Raw genomic sequence first — 17,730 nt, 5'->3', positions numbered from 1 at the left:
AAGGAAGGCGTTGGATGTTGGAGCTTCGTCCCGACTGCGAGAGGTGCGGGAAAGACCTTCCGCCCGAAAGCCGGGAGGCGCGGATCTGTACGTTCGAATGCACCTTCTGTTCGGACTGCGTCGATGGGCCTTTGGCGGGGATCTGCCCCAATTGCGGCGGCAATTTCGAACCGCGCCCGATCCGTCCCTCCAACCTTCTTGAGAGATATCCAGCTTCGACCGTGCGCAAGGGTCGAAGATGATCCCGCCACGCATTCTGATCGTCGCCGGGTCCGATTCCGGAGGCGGCGCGGGCATTCAGGCCGATATCAAGACTGTGACGATGTTCGGCGGTCACCCGACGACAGCGATCACCGCCATCACGGCCCAGAACACGCTCACGGTCGAAGCGGTCATGGCGGTCCCTGCGGACCTGGTGCTCCGCCAAGTCGACCTCGTGCTGAAGGATATCGGCGCCGATGCGGTCAAGCTCGGAATGATCGGTTCGGCAGAAACGGCCGAAGCTCTGGCGGACCGGCTCGGGCAGGTCGACATTCCCATCGTGTTCGATCCGGTAATGGTCGCCTCGAGTGGTGCCGAGCTCGCCGACGCCGCGACCGTCGCCGCCTTCGAGCGGCTCGCTCGACTTGCCACCGTCACGACGCCCAACCTCCCCGAACTTGCGGTCCTTTCCAGGTCGGAAGTCGTGACCGTCGAGGACATGAGGCGGGCGGCTCTCAATCTGTCCGCTGATACAGGCAAAGCGGTGTTCGCCAAGGGCGGACACTTGACCGAGGGGCCGCTTGTCGACCTGCTCGTTCAATCGGACGGTACCACACATAGCTGGGCATCGGAGCGCATCGAGACCGTCAATTCCCATGGAACCGGCTGCACGCTTGCCAGCGGCCTTGCCTGTGGGCTGGGTCAGGGTCTCGAGCTTGTCGAGTCGGTCAGTCGAGCGCGAGACTTCGTTCGGGCCGCAATTCGGGCGGCTCCGGGATTCGGCAAGGGGCATGGGCCCATGGGTCATGCCCTCGGCACCGTGCCGTGGAACTTAATCCACAATTTTGTGGAGTGATTCCAAGGCTAAGACTGGCAGTTCCTGGATGTCGGCAATAGGCTGCAAGGATGGCGCGGCCCTGCTTCAAGCTTGAAAAGGTGCATCCCGAACCGCTGGCCGGGGTGGATGAGGCCGGCTGCGCGCCGCTGGCGGGTCCGGTCGTCGCGGCGGCCGTCGTGCTGGACCGCAATCGGTTTCCCCGTGGGATCGACGATTCAAAGAACCTTCCCGCAGCGACGCGCGAAGCGCTCTATTCCAAGCTGACCAAGCTGGCAGCGTGGGGTGTCGGAATCGCGTCGGTCGAGGAAATCGACCGGCTCAACATCTACTGGGCCAGGATGTTGGCGATGCAGCGCGCCGTCGACGCACTGGGCGTCGAGCCCGCCATGGTCCTGGTCGACGGCAATCGCTGCCCCAAGTGGGAGCGGCCGTCGCTCGCCATCGTCGATGGCGATGCCAAATGCCGCTCCATCGCCGCCGCTTCGATCATCGCCAAGGTCACCCGCGATCGCATCATGGTGGAATATGCGCGGGAGCATCCCGGTTATGGGTGGGAGACGAACAAGGGCTATGGCACGCCCGAGCATGTGCGGGCGCTGGAAGCCCTGGGCCCGACTCCACTCCACCGACGGAGCTTCGCGCCGGTAAGGCAATTTACTTTGCAGCTGTGAGTCTTTCCGGCCACACCGCTTGGGCTTGAGTCTCGATCGGCTGTGCAGCCCCAATATGTTGGGTCGGACTCGTTGCGTTCCCTCAACGTTTCGAGGTCGACCAGCCAGTTCGCCAACTATCTGTTCTTGACCGCGGACTCCGCCTGACTCAGCATGGCTGCGACAGATTGGGGGCGTGCATGAGCGTGATGGGACGTGTCGGAACAGTTGAGCGGCCAGTCAGGACAGATGCCTCGACCGCGCCGGATCTGCCGATTGGTCAGATCCTTCAGGAAGATTGCGTTGCGGCGATGCGTCGCATCCCTGACGCGAGCATCGACATGATATTTGCCGATCCGCCCTACAATCTTCAGCTGGGAGGCGAGCTGTTCCGGCCGGAAGGGAGCCGGGTCGACGCGGTCGACGACGATTGGGACAAGTTTGCGACCTTCGCCGATTACGACGCCTTCACGCGCGCCTGGCTTCGGGAGGCACGGCGCATCCTCAAGCCGAACGGAACCCTGTGGGTGATCGGCAGCTATCACAATATCTTTCGCGTTGGCTCGGCACTTCAGGACCTCGGTTTCTGGATCCTCAACGACATCATCTGGCGCAAGTCGAACCCGATGCCAAATTTCCGTGGAACGCGATTCACCAACGCCCATGAAACCTTGATCTGGGCGTCGCGAAGCGAGGACAGCCGCTACACCTTCAACTATCGCGCGATGAAGGCGCTCAACGACGAACTGCAGATGCGCTCGGACTGGCTCATTCCGATTTGCGCGGGTGGCGAGCGAGTGAAGTCGGACGGAGCCAAGGCTCATCCGACACAGAAGCCGGAAGCGCTTCTCTATCGAGTTCTGCTTTCCTGTACGAACAAGGGCGATGTGGTTCTCGATCCCTTTTTCGGTACCGGCACGACCGGGGCGGTGGCGCGCCGACTCGGACGCCAGTGGATCGGGATCGAGCGCGAGACACGATATGTGAAGGTCGCGCGCGAACGCATCGATTCGACACTGGAACTCGACGAAAGTGCGATGAAGGTGATGAAATCGCGGCGCGCGCAGCCGAAGGTGCCGTTCGGTGCCCTTGTCGAAACAGGCATGATCGCGCCGGGTACGCTGCTGATGGACTCGAAGCGCCGCTTTCAGGCGCGGGTCCTGGCCGACGCATCGCTGGAGCTGGACGGGAGCTTCACCGCGAACGGGGAGTCGAGCGGCCTCGCCGAAGGCATGACAGGCTCGATCCACCAGGTGGGCGCGGCGGCGCAGAGGGCGCCTTCGTGCAATGGGTGGACGTTCTGGCATGTCGAAGAAGGCGGCGCTCTTCTTCCGCTGGATGCCTTGCGGCAGCGCTATATCAGCACTCTCGCTTGATGGTGCCAATCAGGACCTTCATAGAGCCAGAAAGGGCGTTCCAGTTCGCACCTCCAGAGGCGCGTTGCAATTCTGCGGCAGGGAGCTAGGTACGAGAGAGTGAGCGCGCGCATCCTTCTCGTCGAGGACGATCCCGCCCTGCTGACCATCCTCAAGGCGAGCTTGGCCTTTGGCGGCTTCGAAGAGGAATCGGCAAGTAGCGGACAGGCAGCCATCGAGGCGTTCGAGAGCGGTCGGTTCGATGCGGTTCTGGTGGACCTCGGTCTTCCGGATGTCGACGGCACCGATCTCCTCCACACGTTGCGCGAGTCCTCCGACGTGCCGATCCTCGTCGTATCGGGCCGCGGCAGCGAGCATGACAAGATCGATGCGCTGGATCGCGGGGCTGATGACTTCATCGCCAAGCCGTTTCTGCCGGGTGAGCTGTTGGCGCGGATCCGGGCAGCTCTGCGGCGCTACCGCACGCAAGCCGAGCGCGGCCATCCAGAACCTGCCACGACTCATGGAAGCGGGCGCGAGCCCGTTCAAATGGGGAGGGTGACGATCGATCCGTTCGAGCGTTCCGTGGAGTGCGATGGCGAGAAGGTCTATCTCACCGATGCCGAATTCAAGGTGTTCTGGACTCTGGCGACCAGCGCCGAAGGGATCGTCAGCAAGGCGACCATCCTCCGGACGCTCTACGATTCCGAGGCACTCGAGGAAACGAGGATCGTCGAAGTCTATATCTCGAACATCCGCAAGAAGCTGCGAAATCTCTGTGGTTCCGACCTGATCCTGAATTTTCGTGGGCGCGGTTGGAAGCTGATGATCCCACAAGACTCCTGAACCGGCATTAGCTCAGCCATGGATCGAATCTATCTTCGGCCGACCGGCTTCGTCGATGCTCCGTTCGGCTATGACGGCCGAGTCGCACGCCTTGCTGGAGGGCTTCAGTTCTTCTCCGCAGTCGAAATCTTCCACGGGGGCGGCAAGGAACTGGTTCCGGTCGAGACGATGGAGCGTCGCCTGGGCCAGTTGCCGGAGTCGGCGGCCGAGGCATGGCGCAGGCTGACTTCAGCTCGCCCTGCGCTGGAGATCGGAGCGCGAGTGGTCCGGCTGGACCAGCCGCAGGTCGTGGGAATTCTCAACGTCACGCCGGACAGCTTTTCTGACGGCGGCCTCCACGAAGAGGCGGAGGCGGCCTGCCAGGCTGGCCACGCCATGGCTGCTGCGGGAGCGGCAATCATCGACGTCGGCGGTGAATCCACCCGTCCTGGCGCAAAGCCCGTCTGGGAGGGAGATGAGATCGAGCGCGTGGCTCCCGTCATAAGAACTCTTGCCGCCTCAGGGACCGCCGTTTCCGTCGACACGCGCAAGGCAGCGGTGATGGACGCTGCATTGCGGGAAGGGGCGGGAATCGTGAACGACGTTTCCGCTCTGACCTGGGATCCGCGTGCTGCGGAGGTCGTTGCCAGCGCCACCTGTCCAGTGGTGCTGATGCATCACAAGGGCGCGCCTGAGACGATGCAGCAGGATCCAAGATACGACCGTCCCGTCCTGCTGGAGGTTTTTGATTGGCTGGAGGCGCGCATCGAGTCGGCTGTTGCGGCCGGGATCGCTCGCGAACGGATCATCGTCGATCCCGGGATCGGGTTCGGAAAGACGGTCCAGCACAATCTCGAACTGATCAACGGCCTGGCGATGCTCCACGGCCTCGGCTGCCCGATAATGCTCGGCGCAAGTCGGAAACGCACGATCGGCGCGCTTTCCAACGAGGCGCCGCCCCAAGGTCGACTTGGCGGGTCACTGGCCCTGGCGCTGAAAGGGACGGAGCAGGGGGCTCAACTGCTCCGAGTTCATGACGTCCCGGAAACGATTCAGGCGTTGCGGGTTTGGCGCGGTCTTCGCGACTGCGCCCTCACGCCCTCGTGACGAACAGCGCATCCAAGCGAATGACCGGCCTTGGAGAAGAGCCGCGCCAGCCCCGGAGAGGAGGGAGGGGCAGGCGCGGCGTCGCGGCGGGGGTGGGGGGCGCCGCGAAACATTTCATGGGTGCTGAAACGTTTGGCCAGGACGGTGCTTGGCGTCGCTGAAGTGGAGCAGAGAGAAAGGGTCGCGAGAATGGATCTTCTTGGCGCCGCACCAGAGCTCGATGGGTGCTTCACGAACTCGCAGATCGGCCCGCTCCGTCGCCTCCGAATGCGATTGCGCTTCGAACTCCTCGAAGCTCTCGATCCGTCGAGTGCGGGGATCGAGGAAGTATAGCCGGTAATAAGCCATCACCACCCCTCGAACTTCATCCAAGAGAGCACGACCAATCTGCTCTTGGTTCGACTAAGATCAATTACGGGCTTTGATCAGTCTGACTCGAGTCGCGGCGGGTTGTCGTTCACATGGGTTACGTCTTGGGAAGAAAATCGTTCTTTCTTCAAGGCCTAGGCGGGCACCCGAGACGTGGTCGGAGCCGTTGCCGGCGCGCTTTGCTGGCCTTGAACGGCATGGCCATAGATTCGGTCCAGAACGTGCGCCGTCTTCGACAATCCGGTCGTGGACTGTTCGAAGCCAGCGCCCGAAGCGAGCAGTCGGGCCCATTCGGCGGCGGCCCTGCCTCCCCAGGCATCGGGCGGAGCCGCAATCAGCTCTCGGCTCGTGCCGCGAAAATGATGGGCTTCGAAATCGTAGAATGATCCGTTGATGTTCCGCAGAGCCGCCCCGCCGGAACTGCCGAAAAACTCCGCGGCGATGACGGCATCGCAGCCGACCTGGAGGTTCCAGGAGCAGGCGATCTGGATCGTGGCGCCGTCCGCCAGGTCGAGGCTTACGGCGGCATAGTCCTCCACCTGTCCGGCCTGCACTGGCTCGCCCTTGCTGAACAGCCGGGCAGAAACGCCGGTGACCTCGGGGAAGTCGAGCATCCAGAGCGCCAGATCCACGAGATGCACACCAAGGTCCATGACACATCCGCCGCCCGAGAGCGCGGGGTCGTAGAACCAGGCCTTGTCCGGTCCGTAGCCGTTGTGGAAAACGAGGCTGGCCGCATGTATCCGCCCGAGCTCGCCCGTGCCGATCCGTTCGCGGATCCGCCGGGCGCCTTCGGTGAAACGATAGGAAAGATCGACTCCGAGCAGGCGGTTTGCCGTTCGCGCGGCGTCGACCACCGCCTCGACTTCTTCGGCGTTTCGGCCGAGCGGCTTCTGGCAGAAGACCGAGGTGCCAAGCTGGAGGGCCTGAATCGACTGGCTCGAGTGAAGCGCGCTTGGGGTAGCGATCACCAAGCCGTCCAGATCGAGACTTAGCAGGGCTTCGAGGGAGGGGACGACTTCGGCAGCAGGAGCCAGCCGCCGAGCCTCCTCGACCGCCGTCGGGCTGGGATCGGCTATCCCCACGGCTTCGATCGCCCCGGTCGCGAGCATCGCTTCCATCCGGTGCCGTCCGATCCAGCCGACCCCGAGAAATCCCACTCGAGGCTTGTTCATGAGAGCCTCACGATTGCCTTGAGGAAGCCCTCCGGCCGGTCACGGGTCGCGTCCAGAGCTTCGCCGAGTCGGTCGAGTTCGTACTGGTGGGTGAGGAGTGGTCCCAGGTCGAGCCTTCCGCTCTCGACCAGTTCGACGGCCTCGCGCACGCCCCTCAGCGCGACCTGCGGATCGCGCTCATGAGCGTTGATCACGTCGATTCCCCGCCAGTTCCAAAGCTGCATGTTCACCTGACGCGGGCCGTCCTGGTGATAACCGGCGACGATCAGTCGGCCGCCCTCCGCCGTGAGTTCCCCTGCAAGGTCGAGTGGCCATTGCTTGCCGATGGCCTCGATCACGCCCTGGCAGAAGCGGCCGTCCGTCAGGTCGCGGACGCGTTCAATGATCGCATAATGATCCTCGAGCGGGATCGTCTCGGCCGCGCCCATCTGCCGAGCAATGTCGAGCGAATAGGCCCGACGCGAAATGGCGATGACCCGCGCCCCGGCATCCGTGGCAAGACGGGTCAGGATAGCGCCAAGGAAGCCGATCCCGACGATCGCGATCGTTTGCCCGGGCTCGATCCCGCTTCGCCGGAAGATGTTCACGGCGCAGCCGAGCGGCTCGCCTGGAAAGGGGCGCCCAGCAAGGCTATCCGGCAGTCGGACCACGGCTGATGCTTCGGCAAGGTCGAATTCGGCATAGCTGCTGTAGGAAAGGGCGGCGACTCGGTCGCCGATCGCAAGTCCCTCCACGCCTGGGCCGACGGCGTCGATCACGCCCCATCCCTCATGACCGAGGGATCCCGGCTGAGTGGGAAACTGCATCCACTCGGGACCGGCCCAAGGGGTGAGATTGGAGGCACATACGCCGCAGCCTTCCAACCTGATCCGTACCTGGCCGGTGCCTGGCTCCGGCACCGGAGCCGCTTCGATCCGAACTGCGCCGGGACCGGTCAGGACGGCGGCGCGCATCACTCTCGACTGGGTCATTCGGCTGCCGCGACCATTGGCTCGGACGAACGTGACCGAGAGGTGCCGGGGCGCAGCTTGTGGCCCGTTCCCTGGTCCGCGAACCAGGCGGTGGTCGCCTCCAGTCCCTCCTGAAGCCCCACTCGGGGACTCCAGCCGAGAAGCTCCTTTGCCCGGGCGATATCGGGCTTGCGCCGGCGGGGGTCGTCCTCGGGAAGCGGCAGGTGAACGAGCTTGGATCGGGAACCCGTGAGCGCCAGCACCCGCTTCGCAAGATCGATAACGGTCAGTTCGATCGGATTGCCGAGATTGACTGGAACGCCCGCCGCCGAGTCGCTGTCCATCAGTCGCATAAGGCCGTCGACGAGGTCGCTGACGTAACAGAAGCTGCGCGTCTGCGAGCCGTCGCCATAGATGGTGATGTCCTCTCCGGCGAGCGCCTGACAGATAATGTTGGAAACAACTCGTCCATCGTCGGGCCGCATCCGCGGGCCATAGGTGTTGAAGATACGGGCGACCCGCACATCGCAGCGGCCGGTCCGAAGATAGTCGAAGGCCAGGGTTTCGGCTGCGCGCTTGCCTTCGTCATAGCAGGCTCTGGGTCCGGTGCAGCTCACCCAGCCTCGATAATCTTCCGGCTGGGGATGAACTTCCGGATCGCCATAGACCTCGCTCGTCGAGGTAAGCAAAAGCCGTGCCCCGGCATGCTCGGCAAGCTGAAGCATGTTGCGGGTGCCGACCACGTTCGTGAGCATCGTGTGCTCAGGGTCCGCCTGGTAATGGGGCGGTGAAGCGGCGCACGCCAGGTGGTAGACATGGGTGATTTGTGCGCGACCGTTGCCGAGCCGGTAGGGGAGGGTGTCGATGACGTCGCATTCGACGACATCGAACCGGCTTTCTCGCTCGAGATGGCGGATATTCTCACGCCTCCCGGTCAGGAAATTGTCGAGGCAGATCACCGTTGCGCCTTCGGCGATCAGCGCGTCGCAAATATGGGACCCGATGAATCCGGCGCCACCGGTGACGAGCGCGGTCTTGGTCCTGCCATTCTTCATTCTTCGCTCCGTTGCCCGGGTCTTGTGGATGGACTTGGCGGTCGGGTGGCGATCCGCGGTCCGGAGATATTCTTCGAGCTCCCGCGCTCGGTGGGCGGCCGTATGGCTTGCAAGAACGCTTGCTCTTGCGGCTCTGCCGATCGACGCGGCCTCTCCGTTCGAGGTGCGAGACAGTCGCCTCACGACCTCATCGCTCGTGTCGGTGAGGAGGATCTCGCGATCCGGCTCGAACAACTGGTCGATACCGTTCCAGCGATCCGAAATGATCGGCACGCCGACGGCCGCCGCTTCGAACAGCCGAACGGACGGTGACCAGCCGGCAGCGATCATGTCGGCGCGCGTGACGTTCAAGGTGAAGCGCGAGGCCGCATAGAAAGCCGGGTGGTCGGCTGGCGGGACATGGTCGATCCGCTCGACATTTGCGGGCCACTTTATGTCGTCGGGATATTGAGGGCCGGCGACGACGAAGCGGGCGTTCGGCATCCGCCGTGCCGGTTCGATCAGAAGCCGCTCAAGCGTCGGCTGCCTGTCCGGGCTGTACGTGCCGAGGTAGGAAAGATCCCACCGTTTCGGGATGTCGAGCGAGGGATAGGCATCCGGGTCGACGCAGCAGAAGAGCGCACGAGCGGCCGGCGACCCATATTCGCTCTCGATCCGCTCCAGCGTCGGCCCGCCGGTAAAGGACAGATAGAGATCGAAGCCGGGAATGACTTCCGGCGAAAGATATTCGAAGTCGCCGCGTTCGAGCTTGGCAAGCGTGACCGGCGTGTCGATGTCGTAGAAGGCGGTAACGCCCCCGGCGGTCCGCTGCACGAACCGGGCGACCTCCACACCATCCGGTACGTAGGATCCGACGATGACCGCATCTGCCTTGGCGATCGAGGCCGACCAGTTCGCCAGTTCGTCGAGTGAGGAATAGAATTCCAGGCGACAATAATCTGGATTCTCCAGATCCCGCTGGTTGCGGTACCAGGGAACGTCCCGCTCGAGAAACAGGATGTCGTGGCCGCGGCGGGCAAAGGCCTGGAGCAGCGAGCGATAGGTGGTGGCGTGGCCGTTCCCCCAGGATGAAGAAAGGCTGAGTCCGAGGACGACAAGCTTCACGCGGCGTTCCTTTCCGGCCTGACCGCAGCCTTGAAGATTGCGTCCACCTGAGCTCCGCGGTGCGCATAAGTGTGTTCGGAACGAATCCGCTGAAGCGCTGCACTCCCGATGGCCTTGGCCCGGTCCGGCGTCAGAGCATGGAGGTGCTCCGCCACGTCCTTGCCATCCCGGGCGACGAGGACCTGCTCGTCGGGCTCAAGGAACAATTCGATTCCCTTCCACGCATCGGTGATCAGGCAAGCGCCGGCTCCGGCGGCTTCGAACACGCGGGTCGCCGGCGAGAAACCGATGTCCGCCATGGAGTCGCGGGCGATGTTCAGGACCGCGAGCGGGGTTGCGTTGAACGCATTATGCTCGCGCGTGTAGACATGGCCGAGATGGCGCACATTGGCCGGCATGTTCTTGCTTTCCCATCCATTGCCGCCGATCAGGAAGCTTCGTCCGGGTAGCGCCGCGGCCGCTTTCAGAAAGAATTCTTCGACTCGAGCTTCGCGATCCGGAAGCCGGTTGCCCAGAAACGAGAGGTCGGCGGCAAAGCGGGGGTCCGGCTCCACCGGATGATGCGTGCTCGGGTCGAGCGCGTTGTAGACCGGCACGCATTTGCGGGCACCGAAGCCCTCATAAGCTTCGATCACTGGCGGTCCGCCGCCATAGGTGAGGACGAGATCGAGCCTTTCCAGCGCACGGCGCACCGCATGGGAGCCATCGCGCCGCATCTCGTCGAGCGTGGCGGCGGCATCGACGTCCCAGAAGATCTTCAGTGCCCCAGGACGGGCATTTTCGAGTATCCCTTCCAGCAGCTCGGAGTCGAACACGCCGACCCCGCTCGCCTTGACGACGATATCCGCGCGAGGCGCTGCCGAGAGCACCTGGCGCAGGCCTTCAGGAGTGGCCGGCCAGACGACGACATGAGCCCATTCCGGCGGTTCGATGTCGCGATGCTGCTGCCGGTCGAACGCGTCCGGCTCGTAGAAGGTGATCTCGTAGCCGCGGCCGGCGAGATCGCGGAGCAGCCCCCGATAATAAGTGGCCGCCCCGTTCCAGTAGGAGGAAAGCAGGCTGGACCCGTAAAAGGCGATCTTCATGCAACGCTCCTGAGGGCGGGCGCCCGCAGGCGCTCGACAATGTCGACCAGTTCCTGCGCCCGGTGGGCGCAACTGTGGTGGGCGCGGACCGTCTCGAGCCCATGGCTAGCGAGCGATCGGCGAAGCTCGGGATCGTTCTTGAGGTCACGCAGGTGCTTCGCCATTTCCGCGCCATCGGCCGCAACGAGATAGTCGGTGCCGGGTCGGAACAGACCCTCGCTGTCAAGCCAGGGCGCCGAGACGAGCGGGATCCCGCAAGCGAGCGCCTCGAACACGCGGATGGTCGGAATGCCGGGAAGTAAGGTGGCATAATAGCGGCGCGGAACGTGGACTGTGGCGAGGTGCCGCGCGAAGATTTCCGGTGCCTTGGCATTCGGAAGCCAGCCGTGGTAGCGGGCGCCGTAGAGCTGGAGCGTGCGCTTGGCTTCATCCGAGTAGCGCACGCCATAAATGTCGAGAGGAAGTTCCGCCTCTCTTGCCGGCCGGAACAGGAAATCTTCCAGTTCGACGGTGCGCTCGCCGTCACCCCAATTGCCGATCCAGACCAGGCCCTCGCGAGCCATCTCTTCGACCGGCGGCTTGAACAGCCGAGTGTCCGCCGCTTCGTGCCAGACGAAAACGTCGTCCTCCCAACCCATCGCCCTATACACCTGAGCCAAGGTTTCGCCGAAGGCCAGGATTCCGTCATAAGCGGGCAGGTTGCAGACGCTCAGCTCCTCCGGTGCGGAGACCGCCCGGTGGTGAGTGTCGTGGAAGAGCGCCAGGAACTGTCCGCCGCGGGCGCGGATCCGGCCGATCCTCGCGACCAGATCGGGATCGTTCCATTCGTGGACGAGGACGAGATCGGCGTCTCCGATCAGCTCTTCGGGATCTGAATCGCCCTTGTAGGTCTCGGACGAGAGTTCCGGATAGGCCTTGTGCCAGGCGGCCAGACCCGCTTCGCCATGATCCTTGAGCAGGTTGGCGAGGCTCCAGGAGCCTTCAGGTTCGTAGGCCTTCACCTCGTGGCCCATGGCGATCAGCTCGCGCAATACCCCACGAAGGAAATGGGCGTTGCCGTGATTCCAGCAGGAACGAAGCGAATGGGTGAAGTAGACGATCTTCATGCCGCCACCTTCGCCGTTCCGCTGGCGGCGAGGCGCCGGTAGAGAGTGGCCATCCTTCGCGCCATCGACGACACGGAATAGCGTTGCGCCCTTTCCTCGGCCGCGCGGCCCAATTGCGCGCGGGCAAAACTGTCGCCAACTATCTCACCAAGCTCGCGGGCGAAGCCTTCATGATCCAGCGGATCAACGAAGACCGCCGCGCCGTCCCACAGCTCCCGAAAGGTGGGGATATCGGCGAGAACGAGCGCGCAACCGGCCTGGGCCGCCTCGAGCACCGAAAGTCCGAACGGCTCGTAGCGGGCGGCAGACGCGAAGACCGGCCTGGCGGCGAGCCATCGGGCCAATTCCAGCTCCGACAGCGATCCAACCGGATGCGCATGGCTGATCTCGATACCATCGCCTCCCGGGCCCTTGATCGGCCCGGCCACCTGGAAGGGCACCGGCAGCATTGCGGCGGCTCGGTCGAGCGTTGCCACATTCTTGCCTCGGTCCCAGAGGCGCCCGGCGGTGAAGACGAAGTCGTGGCTCGCCACCTGCGGTATCGGCAAGCGGGAGCGTCCGTTATGAACCGTCACTGGGAGACTGTTGAGGTCGTAGGCCTTCTGAGTTGCTCGGGCGAAAGCTTCGGTAGGGGTCACGACCAGGTCCGCCGCACGCAAGCCGCGGCCATGGAGCTGCGAGCGCCAGCCGAACTCCGCGGGGATTTCCCCGGTCTCGACCGACTGCCACCAGGTTGACAGGCAACTGTGAGAAACGGCGAGAACCGGAACCGTGAAGGGGATATCGGCAGCCAGAGCGGGAGCGTTGATTTGGACCAGATCGACCGAATGACTCTTCGCCAGGGCCGCCACCGTCATGCCGGCTTTCCGAACCTCGGCCGTGTCGGTCGCCAGCCAGTCAAGCGGCAGCTCCGTCTTCACGAGCGTCAGGTCAGGGATGAGCGAGGCCGCTTTCATCTGAGCGACGTTGGGCGCCGGTCCAAGCACCACCAGCACGGTTTCGATCTGGTTCTGCGAAAGGCCGCGGGCGAGGTCGAGGCTATAGGTCCACACGCCGCCGACGGCATCCGTCGTGAGGAGGATCCGAAGCTTGCTCTTCACGGGCGAGCCTCCACGGCGGTGAGCATGGGTTCGGATTTCGCCGCACCTCGACCGAGCCCGCGTTCGTTGCGCAGCCACTGAGCAAGGCGGCGAACGCCGTCCTTCCATGCGACCGCCGGAGACAAGCCGAGCGCCTGCTGCGCTGCTCGAGCGTCGGCAACGAAGTAGCGCTGATCGCCGGCCCGCCAGTCTTCGTACCGGACGTCGACCTCGCCGCCCGTCACGTGGCCGATGAACGCAATCAGCTGGCGAAGCGAAACGGCGTTGGCGGGGCCGCCCCCGAGGTTGAAGGCCCGTCCCGTAATTCGATCGATGTGCCGCCAAGCCGCGACATAGGTCTCCACGGCATTGGTGACGTCGAGGATGTCCCTGACCTGGCAACCATCGCCGTAGAGCGTGATCGGCTCACCCTGGAGAGCGCGGATGAGGAAGTGGGCAACCCAGCCCTGATCCTCCGTTCCCATCTGCCGTCGGCCGTAGATGCAGCTCATCCGGATGACCGCAGCGGGAAGTCCGAAGCTGCGGGCATAGTCCAGCACATATTGATCGGCGGCACCCTTGGAGCAACCATAAGGAGTGTGGAAGTCGAGCGGGCGCTTCTCGTCGATCCCGCGGCTGCGAATGGTATCGTCTTCGGGCACGTAGCGATCGCCTTCGAGCCGGAAGACGAGATCGGCCAAGTCTCCATAGACCTTGTTGGTCGAAGCGAAGATGAGCGGGACCGGTTCGCGCCGAAGCCGAAGCGCGTCGAGAAGGTTGATCGTTCCCTTCAGGTTGACCTCGAAATCCTCGCGGGGGTCGACGAGGCTGGTCGTAACGGCGACTTGCGCCGCCATGTGGAAGACCGCCTTTGTCTCGCGCGCCGCGCGGACGAGTTCGTCCTCGTCGCGAATGTCCGCGACGATGCTCGTGATCCGGGGGCCGTGCCGCTCCTTCAGCCAGGCGAGGTTCGACTCTACGCCGGCGCGCGACAGGGCGTCGTAGACCAGGATTTCGTGCCCAGCCTCGGCCAGCGCGTCCGCGATATTGCAGCCGATGAAGCCGGCGCCGCCGGTGATCAGAACGGGGCGTGTGTCGCCCGTCTTCATGCCACCAGCCCCCGGGCTTCGAGTTCAGCCCGGGCCTGGTCGACCCGGTCGTCGGCGGTCTGCTCGGCGACCCACTGAGCGAGCTCGGCAAGTCCTTGCTGGAAGTCCTTGAGGGCGACGAATTCGAGCTTTTCCGCCGCCTTGCGGCCATCGCAGAAGCAATGGCGGATGTCGCCGATCCGCGACTTGCCGACGATTTCCGGCTCGATGTCGTTGCGACCCATGGCCTGGGCGAGTTCACGAGCCACCTCCGACACGGAGCGGTCGCGGCCCGAGCCTATGTTGAACACCTCGCCGCCCGCTGCCGGGAGCTCGAGGGCGTCGGCGAAGGCTCGAGCAACGTCGCTGACGTGAACGAAATCCCGCCTCTGCTCGCCATCCTCGAAGATCATCGGGCGCTGCCCGTTGAGCAGGCGCGAGGCGAAGATGGCGAGCACACCTGTATAGGGATTGGAGAGCGCCTGACCGGGTCCGTAGACGTTGAACAGGCGAAGGCAGGCGCCTTCCATACCGTAGGCGCCGGTCATGATCAGGGTTTGGCGTTCCTGAGCATATTTGCCGAGGGCGTAGATCGACGCGAGGCTCGGTCGCTTCCATTCCGGAGTAGGAACGGGGCGAAGCGGACGGCCCTGTCGGTCCAGCGGATCCCAGCTCTGGTCCGCGCTCGTGCGGACCTGCCGCTCGGCATCTTCGACAGGTTTGCCGTCCTCGTCCAGGTAGAGCCCTTCGCCATAGATGCTCATCGAGGATGCGGTGACGACCCGGCGAACCGGACGATCGATCAGCCTCTCGAAAAGAACGGCGGTGCCGACTTCATTGACGGAAGTGTAGCGCTCGACGGCGTACATGGACTGGCCCACGCCGACTTCGGCCGCCAGATGGACGACCGAGTCGATCCCCTGCAGGGCCTTGGCGACAACGTCACCGTTGCGGACGTCTCCCTCGATCTTCTCCACGTCGGCGGAAATGTCTTCCGGCCACCCACGGTCACCGTGAACCTGCTCGATGAGGCTGTCGAGCACGCGTACTTCATGGCCGCGCCTCAGCAGTTCGGCGGTGACGGCCCTGCCGATGAATCCGGCACCGCCGGTGACCAGAACGCGCTCTGCCAATTTATATCCCCCTGCTATTGATCCACATTAGTGTTCTGAATTGCTTGGGCTTTGACGAAATGGCCAAAGCATCTTCATCTACCCTCGCCAAACGGCGGATTTCCGGCTTGGTTCCGTCTCCGATCCGTTTCGGGGGCGATTCAATCGGCTTCTTCGGCGATGGCGTGGGCCTGCAGAAACCCGCTCAAGCAAACCGACCAAGCCTGGCCGAGTGCGCAGCAGCAGAGACAACAAAGCTGGAACCGCAGCTTGATCCGAGCATTGGGCCGGCATGGCAGATCGTTTCACATCGGTTCCGATTCCCGCATGACGGCAACGATCTTGCTGATCCGGCATGCGGCGCATGTTGAACTGGGACGGATTCTAAGTGGGCGAAGAGGGGATGTGGCCCTCAGTCGCGAAGGGCTGGAGCAGGCCGCCATCGTAGCCGACTTGCTCGGCACCACTCCCATATCCGCCGTCTATTCTTCGCCTCGCGAGCGTGCCTGGTACACCGCTCGCGACATTGCCGAGCCCCACGAGCTGACGGTACAGATTCACGAAAGTTTGGACGAAGTGGACTTCGGCCACTGGGCCGGGATGAACTTTGCCGACCTGGAGCAGGAACCAGGTTGGCGCGAGTGGAATCGGGCGCGAGGCAGCGCTCGCTGCCCGGGCGGGGAATCGATGACCGAGGCTGTGGAACGCTCTTTCGCAGCTTTGCAGCAGATTGCGCGACTGAATGAGGGGGCGACCGTGGCCGTCGTCACCCATTGTGACATCATCCGAGGTGCGGTTTCGAAGGTGCTCGGACTATCGCTCGACAATCTGCTGCGCTTCGACATCGACCCGGCATCGGTGTCGCGGCTGATCGTGGGAGAGTGGGGCGCGCGCGTCGCCAGCATCAATGAAAGGCTGTATCAATGAATCTCGTCGAAGCCTCCATTCGCCCCGCCGCCGACGAACTTCAGGAGAGAATAGAAGAGTTGGGGCCCTGGTTTCACAACATGAATCTCGGCGGTGTCTGGACTGCGCCCGACCACTTTCTCGGTGACTATCCCGGAGTGAAGTTCCGTCGGTTCGCTGCGCATCTGCCGGACGATCTTTCGGGCAAATCGGTTCTCGACATCGGCTGCAATGCCGGCTTCTACTCGATCGAGATGAAGCGCAGGGGCGCGACCCGGGTCCTCGGCATCGACTCGGATGATCGTTACCTGGCTCAGGCGCGCTTCGCGAGCGAGGTTCTGGGGTTCGAAAATCTGGAGTTTCGCAAGCTCGATGTATACGACGTCGGTGCCCTGGGCGAGAAGTTCGACGTCGTCATCTTCATGGGCGTGCTCTATCACCTTCGTCATCCGTTGCTTGCACTCGACCTCATCCACGAGCATGTCGCTCGCGATCTGCTGATCTTCCAATCCATGCAGCGCGGTTCCAAGCAGGTGCTGCCGCTCGATCAGGACTATGACTTCAACGAGACCGAGCATTTCTTCGAGAGCGGCTATCCCAAGCTCCATTTCATCGAAAAGGAATATGCCGGCGACTGGACCAACTGGTGGGTCCCAAATCGCGCCTGCGTCGAAGCAATGCTCCGGTCAGCCGGATTCGCCATCGAGAAGCGCATCGAGGAGGAAGTCTATCTCTGTCGGTGCTCCAACCGGCCTTACGCCCATCTGGGGCCGGCCACGGTTTATCCAGCCAAAGGGGAGGGGAAATGATCGAAGCCGCGATGATCTGGAACGAGCCCAACAACAAGTCTCATTGGGATCCTGACCTGGATCCCGACTGGAGCCGGTTCGCGGCAATGGCGATCGAGGCAGGCAAGTCGATCGCCTCGGTCAATTCGGCGGTCAAGCGCGTGCTCGGTGGGATCTCGCCGATCGATCCACTATTCATCGAGCGCCTGAAGAATTTCGGAGTCCTGGACCATGTCGACGTCGTTGCGGTGCATGGATTCCCGCTCGACTGGAACCTGTGGCAGATTCAGGAATGGCCGAACCGGATCGCGGAGATCGAGGCGGTGGTCCCCAACCACGAAATCTGGGTGACCGAGGTCGGGGTCGGCAGTTTCGGTGCCGAGGAAGTTCAGGTCTTCGGCGTCAACAAGACTGCCGAACTGCTGATCGGTCGGGTTCCTCGCATTTACTGGTATTCCCTTTTCGACCTGCCGCGCGCGTGGGAGGCGACCACTCGGCACAGGGAAGCCGAAGGGTCCAGCTACTACCGGCACTTCTACATGGGCCTGATCCGCGAGGACGGAACCCCCAAGCCGGCGCTCGAACATTTCGCGCGGCACACCCCCGAAATGGGCATCATGCAGTGGTTCCACTACGAGGACCATCGGCTTGAAGAAGCCGTACAATGGTTGAGGCGGCTCGGAGTCAGGAAATTACGAACGGGACTCTCCTGGTGGGACAGCTACCGGCCAGGCTGGGAAGACTGGTTCGATCGTCAGATGGAAGCGCTTGCCGAGTTCGACACGACCGTGACCTTCTGCTTCACGCCGGATTGCGAGGGGATTCAGCCGCATCATACCAGCCCCCCGAAGGATCCGATGTACTTCGCCGATTTCTGCGCCCGGATGATCGAGCGCTACGCGCCAGCCCAGCGGCGTCAGGCGGTCGCCTGACCAGG

Annotated in this window: 18 protein-coding genes; 9 read left to right on the top strand and 9 right to left on the bottom strand. The window is 63.5% G+C overall.

What is annotated here, in order from left to right; all coding sequences use genetic code 11:
• Positions 1–14: 14 nt before the first annotated feature.
• From ACRYLT_RS15075 to folP, 6 genes are all read left to right on the top strand, one after another.
• The gene (locus tag ACRYLT_RS15075) at positions 15–242 is read left to right on the top strand and encodes a DUF1272 domain-containing protein (protein WP_482664900.1); all 228 of its coding nucleotides are present in this window, start codon (positions 15–17) and stop codon (positions 240–242) included.
• Positions 239–1,057, top strand: a complete 819-nt coding sequence (gene thiD, locus ACRYLT_RS15070) for a bifunctional hydroxymethylpyrimidine kinase/phosphomethylpyrimidine kinase (RefSeq protein ID WP_482664899.1) — start codon at positions 239–241, stop codon at positions 1,055–1,057. The genes ACRYLT_RS15075 and thiD overlap by 4 nt, the downstream gene beginning before the upstream one ends.
• Positions 1,058–1,107: 50 nt before the next feature.
• Positions 1,108–1,710: a ribonuclease HII gene (locus ACRYLT_RS15065; RefSeq protein WP_482664898.1), complete on the top strand. Its 603-nt coding sequence runs from the start codon at positions 1,108–1,110 to the stop codon at positions 1,708–1,710.
• Positions 1,711–1,889: 179 nt separating this feature from the next.
• On the top strand, positions 1,890–3,065 hold the full coding sequence (locus ACRYLT_RS15060) for a DNA methyltransferase (RefSeq protein ID WP_482664897.1): 1,176 nt from the start codon (positions 1,890–1,892) through the stop codon (positions 3,063–3,065).
• 99 nt (positions 3,066–3,164) lie between these two features.
• Positions 3,165–3,890, top strand: a complete 726-nt coding sequence (locus tag ACRYLT_RS15055) for a response regulator transcription factor (RefSeq protein ID WP_482664896.1) — start codon at positions 3,165–3,167, stop codon at positions 3,888–3,890.
• An 18-nt stretch (positions 3,891–3,908) separates the two neighbouring features.
• On the top strand, positions 3,909–4,976 hold the full coding sequence (gene folP, locus ACRYLT_RS15050) for a dihydropteroate synthase (RefSeq protein WP_482664895.1): 1,068 nt from the start codon (positions 3,909–3,911) through the stop codon (positions 4,974–4,976).
• A 114-nt stretch (positions 4,977–5,090) separates the two neighbouring features.
• Here folP and ACRYLT_RS15045 read toward each other — a convergent pair whose 3' ends face one another.
• The 9 genes from ACRYLT_RS15045 to ACRYLT_RS15005 all read right to left on the bottom strand — a co-directional run bounded on the left by ACRYLT_RS15045 (position 5,091) and on the right by ACRYLT_RS15005 (position 15,120).
• Positions 5,091–5,324, bottom strand: coding sequence for a hypothetical protein (locus ACRYLT_RS15045; protein ID WP_482664894.1), 234 nt, complete (start codon positions 5,322–5,324; stop codon positions 5,091–5,093).
• Positions 5,325–5,479: 155 nt separating this feature from the next.
• Complete coding sequence (locus tag ACRYLT_RS15040) at positions 5,480–6,520, bottom strand: Gfo/Idh/MocA family protein (protein WP_482664893.1); 1,041 nt, start codon at positions 6,518–6,520, stop codon at positions 5,480–5,482.
• Positions 6,517–7,491, bottom strand: a complete 975-nt coding sequence (locus tag ACRYLT_RS15035) for an MDR/zinc-dependent alcohol dehydrogenase-like family protein (RefSeq protein WP_482664892.1) — start codon at positions 7,489–7,491, stop codon at positions 6,517–6,519. Before ACRYLT_RS15035 ends, ACRYLT_RS15040 begins: the two co-directional genes overlap by 4 nt.
• On the bottom strand, positions 7,488–9,629 hold the full coding sequence (locus ACRYLT_RS15030) for an SDR family NAD(P)-dependent oxidoreductase (protein WP_482664891.1): 2,142 nt from the start codon (positions 9,627–9,629) through the stop codon (positions 7,488–7,490). Before ACRYLT_RS15030 ends, ACRYLT_RS15035 begins: the two co-directional genes overlap by 4 nt.
• Positions 9,626–10,714, bottom strand: a complete 1,089-nt coding sequence (locus ACRYLT_RS15025) for a CgeB family protein (protein ID WP_482664890.1) — start codon at positions 10,712–10,714, stop codon at positions 9,626–9,628. The genes ACRYLT_RS15030 and ACRYLT_RS15025 overlap by 4 nt, the downstream gene beginning before the upstream one ends.
• Positions 10,711–11,820, bottom strand: coding sequence for a CgeB family protein (locus ACRYLT_RS15020; RefSeq protein WP_482664889.1), 1,110 nt, complete (start codon positions 11,818–11,820; stop codon positions 10,711–10,713). The genes ACRYLT_RS15025 and ACRYLT_RS15020 overlap by 4 nt, the downstream gene beginning before the upstream one ends.
• On the bottom strand, positions 11,817–12,920 hold the full coding sequence (locus ACRYLT_RS15015; protein ID WP_482664888.1) for a glycosyltransferase family 4 protein: 1,104 nt from the start codon (positions 12,918–12,920) through the stop codon (positions 11,817–11,819). The genes ACRYLT_RS15020 and ACRYLT_RS15015 overlap by 4 nt, the downstream gene beginning before the upstream one ends.
• Complete coding sequence (locus tag ACRYLT_RS15010) at positions 12,917–14,008, bottom strand: SDR family NAD(P)-dependent oxidoreductase (protein ID WP_482664887.1); 1,092 nt, start codon at positions 14,006–14,008, stop codon at positions 12,917–12,919. The genes ACRYLT_RS15015 and ACRYLT_RS15010 overlap by 4 nt, the downstream gene beginning before the upstream one ends.
• Positions 14,005–15,120, bottom strand: a complete 1,116-nt coding sequence (locus ACRYLT_RS15005; protein ID WP_482664886.1) for an NAD-dependent epimerase/dehydratase family protein — start codon at positions 15,118–15,120, stop codon at positions 14,005–14,007. Before ACRYLT_RS15005 ends, ACRYLT_RS15010 begins: the two co-directional genes overlap by 4 nt.
• Positions 15,121–15,279: 159 nt before the next feature.
• Here ACRYLT_RS15005 and ACRYLT_RS15000 point away from each other — a divergent pair, with 159 nt between their 5' ends.
• The 3 genes from ACRYLT_RS15000 to ACRYLT_RS14990 are packed head-to-tail and all read left to right on the top strand — an operon-like array spanning position 15,280 to position 17,725.
• The gene (locus tag ACRYLT_RS15000; protein ID WP_482664885.1) at positions 15,280–16,026 is read left to right on the top strand and encodes a histidine phosphatase family protein; all 747 of its coding nucleotides are present in this window, start codon (positions 15,280–15,282) and stop codon (positions 16,024–16,026) included.
• Complete coding sequence (locus tag ACRYLT_RS14995) at positions 16,023–16,814, top strand: TIGR04290 family methyltransferase (RefSeq protein WP_482664884.1); 792 nt, start codon at positions 16,023–16,025, stop codon at positions 16,812–16,814. Before ACRYLT_RS15000 ends, ACRYLT_RS14995 begins: the two co-directional genes overlap by 4 nt.
• The gene (locus ACRYLT_RS14990) at positions 16,811–17,725 is read left to right on the top strand and encodes a beta-xylosidase (protein ID WP_482664883.1); all 915 of its coding nucleotides are present in this window, start codon (positions 16,811–16,813) and stop codon (positions 17,723–17,725) included. The genes ACRYLT_RS14995 and ACRYLT_RS14990 overlap by 4 nt, the downstream gene beginning before the upstream one ends.
• Positions 17,726–17,730 lie beyond the last annotated feature (5 nt).

Source organism: Sphingosinicella sp. SM1-17 (assembly GCF_056821765.1).
Note: the sequence above shows the minus strand (reverse complement) of the source record. Positions and strands in the feature narration are given on the sequence as shown.

Excerpts from the sequence above, each read along its gene's own strand:
- ACRYLT_RS15075 (WP_482664900.1), top strand. The coding sequence starts at position 15 with ATGTTGGAGCTTCGTCCCGACTGCGAGAGGTGCGGGAAAGACCTTCCG.
- thiD (WP_482664899.1), top strand. The coding sequence starts at position 239 with ATGATCCCGCCACGCATTCTGATCGTCGCCGGGTCCGATTCCGGAGGC.
- ACRYLT_RS15065 (WP_482664898.1), top strand. The coding sequence starts at position 1,108 with ATGGCGCGGCCCTGCTTCAAGCTTGAAAAGGTGCATCCCGAACCGCTG.
- ACRYLT_RS15060 (WP_482664897.1), top strand. The coding sequence starts at position 1,890 with ATGAGCGTGATGGGACGTGTCGGAACAGTTGAGCGGCCAGTCAGGACA.
- folP (WP_482664895.1), top strand. The coding sequence starts at position 3,909 with ATGGATCGAATCTATCTTCGGCCGACCGGCTTCGTCGATGCTCCGTTC.
- ACRYLT_RS15045 (WP_482664894.1), bottom strand. The coding sequence starts at position 5,324 with ATGGCTTATTACCGGCTATACTTCCTCGATCCCCGCACTCGACGGATC.
- ACRYLT_RS15040 (WP_482664893.1), bottom strand. The coding sequence starts at position 6,520 with ATGAACAAGCCTCGAGTGGGATTTCTCGGGGTCGGCTGGATCGGACGG.
- ACRYLT_RS15035 (WP_482664892.1), bottom strand. The coding sequence starts at position 7,491 with ATGACCCAGTCGAGAGTGATGCGCGCCGCCGTCCTGACCGGTCCCGGC.
- ACRYLT_RS15025 (WP_482664890.1), bottom strand. The coding sequence starts at position 10,714 with ATGAAGATCGCCTTTTACGGGTCCAGCCTGCTTTCCTCCTACTGGAAC.
- ACRYLT_RS15020 (WP_482664889.1), bottom strand. The coding sequence starts at position 11,820 with ATGAAGATCGTCTACTTCACCCATTCGCTTCGTTCCTGCTGGAATCAC.
- ACRYLT_RS15010 (WP_482664887.1), bottom strand. The coding sequence starts at position 14,008 with ATGAAGACGGGCGACACACGCCCCGTTCTGATCACCGGCGGCGCCGGC.
- ACRYLT_RS15000 (WP_482664885.1), top strand. The coding sequence starts at position 15,280 with ATGGCGTGGGCCTGCAGAAACCCGCTCAAGCAAACCGACCAAGCCTGG.
- ACRYLT_RS14995 (WP_482664884.1), top strand. The coding sequence starts at position 16,023 with ATGAATCTCGTCGAAGCCTCCATTCGCCCCGCCGCCGACGAACTTCAG.
- ACRYLT_RS14990 (WP_482664883.1), top strand. The coding sequence starts at position 16,811 with ATGATCGAAGCCGCGATGATCTGGAACGAGCCCAACAACAAGTCTCAT.